The 6837-nt window shown below is 38.0% G+C and carries 8 protein-coding genes and 2 pseudogenes; 6 read left to right on the forward strand and 4 right to left on the reverse strand.

The genetic code is table 11. The features are described 5' to 3' along the window. Positions 1-937: UvrD-helicase domain-containing protein (locus CBG25_RS04830; protein ID WP_290604959.1), on the reverse strand; the 937-nt coding region annotated here is incomplete at its 3' end. A gap of 403 nt (positions 938-1340) precedes the next feature. Further along, positions 1341-1613, reverse strand: a complete 273-nt coding sequence (locus tag CBG25_RS04835) for an HU family DNA-binding protein (RefSeq protein WP_290604961.1) — start codon at positions 1611-1613, stop codon at positions 1341-1343. Positions 1614-2271: 658 nt separating this feature from the next. On the opposite strand from CBG25_RS04835, the gene CBG25_RS04840 reads away from it, so the two are divergent. From CBG25_RS04840 to CBG25_RS04865, 6 genes and pseudogenes are all read left to right on the forward strand, one after another. Further along, on the forward strand, positions 2272-3207 hold the full coding sequence (locus CBG25_RS04840) for a replication initiator protein A (protein ID WP_290604963.1): 936 nt from the start codon (positions 2272-2274) through the stop codon (positions 3205-3207). 102 nt (positions 3208-3309) lie between these two features. Next, complete coding sequence (locus tag CBG25_RS04845) at positions 3310-3993, forward strand: ParA family protein (RefSeq protein WP_290604965.1); 684 nt, start codon at positions 3310-3312, stop codon at positions 3991-3993. Positions 3994-3995: 2 nt separating this feature from the next. After that, entirely contained in the window at positions 3996-4337 is a 342-nt protein-coding gene (locus tag CBG25_RS04850) for a hypothetical protein (RefSeq protein ID WP_290604967.1), read from the forward strand. Positions 4338-4648: 311 nt separating this feature from the next. Beyond that, positions 4649-4852: pseudogene (locus CBG25_RS04855) on the forward strand (helix-turn-helix transcriptional regulator); the annotation flags it as partial. Continuing rightward, positions 4849-5457 (forward strand): helix-turn-helix domain-containing protein, encoded by a 609-nt coding sequence (locus CBG25_RS04860; protein WP_290604969.1) that lies wholly within the window; start codon positions 4849-4851, stop codon positions 5455-5457. The pseudogene CBG25_RS04855 and the gene CBG25_RS04860, both read left to right, overlap by 4 nt. A 58-nt stretch (positions 5458-5515) precedes the next feature. Further along, the gene (locus CBG25_RS04865) at positions 5516-5779 is read left to right on the forward strand and encodes a helix-turn-helix transcriptional regulator (protein ID WP_290604970.1); all 264 of its coding nucleotides are present in this window, start codon (positions 5516-5518) and stop codon (positions 5777-5779) included. 568 nt (positions 5780-6347) lie between these two features. Here CBG25_RS04865 and queF read toward each other — a convergent pair. Both queF and CBG25_RS04875 read right to left on the reverse strand, forming a co-directional pair. Next, a pseudogene (gene queF, locus CBG25_RS04870) lies at positions 6348-6476 on the reverse strand (NADPH-dependent 7-cyano-7-deazaguanine reductase QueF); the annotation flags it as partial. 128 nt (positions 6477-6604) lie between these two features. Further along, on the reverse strand, positions 6605-6837 hold a 233-nt coding region (locus CBG25_RS04875), incomplete at its 5' end, for a transposase (RefSeq protein ID WP_290604297.1).

The following is a 6837-nucleotide window of genomic DNA, read 5'->3' on the forward strand; positions in this document are numbered from 1 at the left end:
CTTTTTTGCTACTCGCTTCCAATGCGACTCTAATCACACCGGCAACCGTTCGACTGAGTATGGCGCGGTGAGGAAAGCCTTGCTTAGGTATATCAATGAGGATGTCATCTTTTTCACCTCTGCCAACCACTTGATGCGTTTCACCGTTCATTGCCAGTAATGCATTAGCCATATCCGCAACACAGGCACCAAAGCGAAAGCTATGGGTTAACCAGAGCCGGTCAGCATCACTAAGCGAAGGCGCATTTAATGCATCGACCGCCCCTCGAAAGCGATAAATCTGTTGATGGGCGTCACCCACCATCACTAACTTCGTGGTTTGACGGAAGACAATATCGTGAGTAACCGGATTAGCGTCCTGCGCTTCATCAAACAAAATAACGTCAAAACGAGGGCAAAGGTTCGATTGGGAGAGTTGGTACAGTTTTAAATACATATCATGAATAACGGGAAAATTATCAGCAAGGTCAATCATCCGATGCCAGAGCTGTTCGCTCTGTCTGACGACCTCATTAGCGGTAAATGATTTTTTAACTTCACCCATCAATATTGAGGGACAGTGGCGTAACATAATCTGATTATCTACGCTGCACATAAAGTTCTTTAAGGTATCCTGAATCGCATTTACGTATACCCAGTCATCGCTCTGAGTAGCATTGGCAATATCAAAAAGACGCAGAGAATTAGTTAATCGATTAGCGTAATTTCTGCCAAAGCTAGGCCATGCCAGTTGATGGGAGGTGTTTGCGGGAAATTTTTCGTCCGCTTCTTCTCTCACTGAGCGATTAAACGCAATGTAGAGCATCCGGAGTTCGGGATGCTTTTCGGCATATTTCACTAACGTTGAAGTTTTTCCTGTTCCGGCAAAAGCATTAACCACAAGCTTCTCGCCCTGCCAGTCAATGACCGCTTGTTGTTCTGGCGTTGGATTTATCAAAATCTTCTCCTGCACAACTCAATGTAATAAGTTTACCAGAAATTGATTGAATAGGTATTTTAGGAAATCTGGGGCGTTTTTGATATTGCGTTTGACGTTAGCATTAAAGTCAAAGCGACAGAAAACGCATTGTGAGAAACGATAATTTTTTGGATGCATGAATTTACGTTTTTATCGAGAAAATTGCTCAGAATCGATTACAGCACATTTTAGAGGGATTTGTGGCGGGTATTTCTGTTTTAGTTTTCAAAAATGATTAGATTTAACGATTTTTCAATTTTTGATAGATGTTATTTTCTGTACAAAATCGTTCGGTTTCGGACTCTATACAAAACCCCTGTCCGAAAATAGTTAAACTCATTTTTGTACAGGGGTTTTAATTCGTACACGCCTTTCGGCCATGTTATTTGACGGCTTCTTTCAACGTCTTACCCGCTTTAAAACTCGGTACGTTTGAAGCAGCAATCTGTATAACCTTGCCTGTTTGTGGGTTGCGCCCTTCTCTGGCTGCGCGTTGCTTAACCTGAAAACTGCCAAAACCAACGAGTTGTACGTCATTTCCAGCTTTTAACTCTTCTGTCACGGTTTCTGAGAAAGCGTTCACCGCCTTCTCAGTATCCTTCTTGCTTAAACTCGATTTCTCTGCAACTTTGCTGATGAATTCTGTCTTGTTCATGGTGTGCCTGAATTAATAGATAAGTTAATCCTAGAGATGCTAGCTGTAGCAACTGAATAGTGCAATGTTTCAGCGTTAATTAACTCAAAAAAATCTTTTTAATTAAAATCCCACCGCTCGCCGCAAGTCTGTGACCGAGCGGAGCGAGTGAGCAGACGAGGAAGCGGAATATCACAATTGCAAAAGAGAAATACGGTCACTCAGTAGTAACATATTTTTCTGGTCATGGTTTTTGTTAGAAGAAAAGTTATCCACAGACAAACCTCGCGCGCGCGAAGTTATATTTAGTTATGTATAAGTTAAAAGAGTTAAAGACCAAAAAAAGAGTGGTAAGATTATGTTTTTATTATAAAAAAATATATAAATTTTTCCTAAAAGTCGATACTTTATTCCTAAAAGTCGATACTTTATTCCTAAAAGTCGATACTTTATTCCTAAAAGTCGAATCTAAATATGAGTTATCAACATATAATATGTGTTTTTTAAAGTGAATAAGTTGAAATTTTCCTAAAAGTCGATAATATTTCCTAAAAGTCGATATTTTTTGTTATTCCTAAAAGTCGAATGGTTTTTTCTTATAAAAAGACAAGTCGTTTAAATAGCTGGTAACCATTTAAACGACTCTAACCAACAATCCTACAGGTCTAGGAGTGAGGCTGTGCTTGATCATACAAAGAAAACAGGAAAACGCAATTTGAAGACGTTACGTCCATACATACATAAACAACTTGAATTTTTTATAGCTGATGACATCGATATTTGTACTTTTCGTGATGAAATGGCAAGTATGGAACATCCGTTTTTTGCTTTAAAAGCAGGAGATACAAAAGTCAGGCAATATAAAAATGGTAATGTTACAGTAACTATCCGTTCTTCTGCTGGTATAGGGTTGGCTACGATTTTTGATAAAGATATTTGGATTTATGCTATATCAAAATTGCAAGAAGCTATTAACAATGATCAACCTATTAGTCGTACTGTTGCTTTTACTCCCTATGATTTTTTTGTGACAACTAATCGGGCTAAAAGTGGACGTGCTTATGACGACTTGGAAAAAGCCTTATCCCGCCTTAAAGGAACTTCTATTAAAACTAATATTATTTATTCGCAAGATGAACAAGAAACGATTGAATTTGGACTAATCGATAGTTGGCGTATTGTTGAGAAACAAAAAGGTAAACTTGAAATTGGAATGGTTGAAGTTACTTTGCCAGATTGGCTTTATCAAGCAATAACAAAAACAAAAGTCTTACAAATTAGCCCCGATTATTTCCGTATTCGTAAAGCAATAGATCGACGACTTTATGAAATTGCCCGTAAACATTGTGGTAGCCAGCACGAATTTACTATTTCTCTTGATAAATTATACTCAAAAACAGGGAGTACTGCTGTTTTATCTAAGTTCAAATTTAATGTTAAGCAATTGTCTAAAACTAATGATCTCCCTGATTATGAAATTATGCTTGATTTGACCACAGATAAAGTGACTTTTAAGAATCGCAATCAAAATACCCCACAAGCCGAAGCTTCATGTAAGAGAGAAAAAGGTAAACGTGAAGTCCATAAAATCAAAAAACAGTTGCTGAAAAAGTAGTTACATTTTAATTGATAACTAAAGATATCTTATGATATTATTTGATAATAAATTATACTAATTAATATCAATAGTTATCATAGTGATATTTGGAGTTATCTTATGCCTACTTATGCATTCATAAGTCCTAAAGGAGGTGTTGGAAAAACCACATCTTCACTTATATTTGCAACCCAAATTGCTAAAAGAGGAGTTGGTGTTTCTATTATCGATGCTGATCCCAATTATCCAATACAAAAATGGGCTACAGGTGGTTATTGTCCTGATAATGTTCATGTAATTTCTAATATTACAGAGAATAATATAGCTTTTAATATCCGAAAGGTAGCAGCTATAGACCCTATTGTAATCGTTGATCTTGAAGGTACCGCAGCTAAAATTGTGATTCATGCACTTCAGGAAGCGGATTTTGTTGTTATTCCAATGCAAGGATCACTGCTAGATGCTGAACAGGCTGGCAGAGCGATAACCTTAGTTAAAGATCAAGAGCAGGCTGTTAGAAGGCATGTTAAAAATTACATACTTCCTTTTTCAATACTGTTAACACGTACACCGCCTGCGTATCAAACACGAAATATGGCAAGTCTTAGAAAAAGTCTGTCGGATAAAGGAATCCCAGTTTTTGAGACAGTATTAACTGAGAGAGAGGCTTTTCGTTCAATGTTTTTTTTTCAAAAGCCTTTAGATAAACTGAATTCGTCTGAAGCGCCAGGAATAGATAAAGCTATCGAAAATGCCAATGCATTTGCAGCAGAATTAATTTCAAAATTATCGCCGGAGGGCTAGCAATGCCGGACTTAACAAAGCGAGTTGATGCGTTTGCAAATTTAAATAAGTTTAAACCTAAGACAGAGCCAAATCCCACAGCAAATAATGATGATATAGAAAAAATATCCATAGAAAATGGATTTCCGTCACGTGAGCCTCAAGAACCAAAGCGACAAAAACGTGCAAGGTTTAATTCAGGTGAAAAAAAAAGACAATTGAATATAAAAGTAAAAGAAAGTAGCTTTCAGCGATTTTATGATTTGGCAGAAAAGCGAGGGATTCGTGTTCTTAGTGATCTTTTTGATCAAGCGCTAGCGGCACTTGAGAAAGAAACTACTAATAATACAGGTAAAATAGATTAAATATGTTGTGAAAGTTGATTGAACTGGTGTTCAGTCTATTTGAGAGTAAAAAATTAACTAAAAAATTTATGCGCTGACTGAAAGGACCGTTAATCCTGACAGTCAGCTAATCCAAAACCTAATATACCTAGGAGTCGGACTATGCGAAATAGTACGCATATTGCACGCATAATGAAAGCGTGCAACATATCAATCGAGCAGCTTTTGAGCTTTGCTCACACATCAAAACATCTTACATCCCGTCAGCGTGAGTACCTTCTGAGTATCGGGGGTGCGGTATGAACTCCGAGATGAAATTATTCAGAAGATTAACCAAGCGTGAAAACGAGGTCCTTCACTGGGTGAGTGCTGGCAAAACCTATTGGGAAATTTCCGTGATATTGGGGATTAAAGTAACAACGGTGAAATTCCACATAGGAAACGTGGTGCGGAAGCTGGATGTATGCAGCGCGAAACAGGCGATAAGAGCCAGTGTTGAATTGGAATTTCGCAATAGCGCTGGAGGTGTAGCATGAACTCCGAGATGATTAAATTCTTTTTGAGTATTGCTGTTCCTTGTGGTTTTGTTGATAGTGAAGGCGAATTTCAAATGAATCTCACAATGTCAGATTTGCTTCACTCAATGATTTTCTCTGCCGAATTGAAAACGTTGATAGAGAAAGTGCACGCTGAAAGAGCACCTTTTTCGTTGATGTGCAATCTATCCGCTAATTTCAGGGAATCGTCCACCGTTTGGCAATTCCACTTTCTACCGCTTTTTGGTCACGATAAGGAGTACCTAGGCACTTTCTTCCATGCTCACGAGTTCCTGTTTTTGTCGCCGTTGGAATATGTCGATGGCATGCAGCCTTGTACGGTCACTACAGAAAAACCTAACAAGTTGTTTACTGATAGAGAGTGGCAAGTATTGTTTTTCACGATGCATCGCTTAAGCAGTAAGGAAATGTCTAGACGGTTAAATATTTCTCGAATAACGGTCGAGAATAAATTGCAGATTATCTATCAAAAAACTGATGTGCATTCTGCTTGTCAGCTTAGGCAATTTTGCCGAGAAAAAAGGATAAATCATTACATTCCTCCTCAACTGCTACCTGCGGGTAGTCAGTTCATTAGCATTTAAGTCTCGTCGGCAGGGCGATGTGCTCTGACGGTTATGTTAACTGAATAGGGGGAAATTAATGCATCCATTCCGTATTAAGAACTTTAAGACGTATTCAGAACTATTTCCTAAATTATCCAAAAGAGAAATTCAGATATTGTCAATGTCTCGTTCTGGACTTACTAATAGTGAGATTGCGTTATGCTTAAACATTAGTGTTAGGACTGTAGATAATCATTTTAATAGTGCTATGCAGAAGCATGAGTTAAAAACTTATTCTGCATTAAGAGCATTTTTCAATTTTGCCATTGAGGATTATTTGATAGAGACAAAACAAAAATAATTAATTGTTTGTAAAAGTTTTTTTAGTAATCCTCACACAAAGTAGTTGGGGATTTTTAACTTAAACGATACTTGTATTTATTTTTAAATTATTGATTTTTAATGATTAAATTTTATAGCTAAAATAGTGATTCTCCCTATTCAATGACCTAATTTTTTAAGGCATTATTTTCCCTCGCCCACGTTTTCTGGTCGAACCTGAAACTGAAAATATCCAGTTTTGGTAGAGGTGCCTTTGATAGTTGCACCTGCTCTTTAACAAATCAGTATCGGCGATCCGCAGTATGGCGGAAAACGATGTAGTCATGCTGCACTATTTGTCATTTCTCTGCTAAAAATTAGCGACGGAATAACGGGTTGATCGCTGGTAGCCTTGATTTTTTTTCTCAAGGCGGAGCTTATAACGCTTTCTGGCCGGAAGTATGCCGACACAGGTGTACACCCACGTTAAGTGGTTTTTGATTCGATGTTGTAGTGATAAGCCTCTCGTTGTTGAAGATAATTTTTAAGCATTTAGTTGAGTTTATTTTGGAAAAACCAGCTAAGAAAAACTGGTTTTATGATTTTTACTATTGTCTAGGCAAACGAAGATTTTCTATTTCTAAATGATGTGTTGATCGCCAAGGATTAATATCAAGTCCCCCGCGTCTTGTATAACGTCCATAAATAGATAACTCTAATGGCTTACAATAGGGCACCTCGAAAAACTCAAGATTTTCAATTAACCCTTGGCTTTCATTCTAAATAATTAGATTTTTTTTGATTATCACGTTACTGATTCTATCGCACATTGCCCTGGCTAGGGCCATTTGACCCATTCTGGGCGTCAGAAAGCCACGATGCACGCGCTCTGGAAGTACGCCAACCGCTTTAGGTTGTAACATGCTGCCATCATCGTCATGGCAAAATTAGCGCGCACCTGTCCAATGGTGCGGATCAGTTTTCTACCCATTTGTTCCATCGCCGCAAATGCATGTTCAACCCGTGCCCTAGTCTTTGCAATCCTGTGGTTTCGCCCTTGCTGAGTCTTGGACAACGGTTTGTTTCGATGGCCTTTAC

It is taken from the genome of Arsenophonus sp. ENCA, assembly GCF_002287155.1.
GTDB classification, from domain to species: domain Bacteria; phylum Pseudomonadota; class Gammaproteobacteria; order Enterobacterales; family Enterobacteriaceae; genus Arsenophonus; species Arsenophonus nilaparvatae.

Excerpts from the sequence above, each read along its gene's own strand:
- CBG25_RS04860 (WP_290604969.1), top strand. The coding sequence starts at position 4,849 with ATGAACTCCGAGATGATTAAATTCTTTTTGAGTATTGCTGTTCCTTGT.
- CBG25_RS04845 (WP_290604965.1), top strand. The coding sequence starts at position 3,310 with ATGCCTACTTATGCATTCATAAGTCCTAAAGGAGGTGTTGGAAAAACC.
- CBG25_RS04850 (WP_290604967.1), top strand. The coding sequence starts at position 3,996 with ATGCCGGACTTAACAAAGCGAGTTGATGCGTTTGCAAATTTAAATAAG.
- CBG25_RS04865 (WP_290604970.1), top strand. The coding sequence starts at position 5,516 with ATGCATCCATTCCGTATTAAGAACTTTAAGACGTATTCAGAACTATTT.
- CBG25_RS04835 (WP_290604961.1), bottom strand. The coding sequence starts at position 1,613 with ATGAACAAGACAGAATTCATCAGCAAAGTTGCAGAGAAATCGAGTTTA.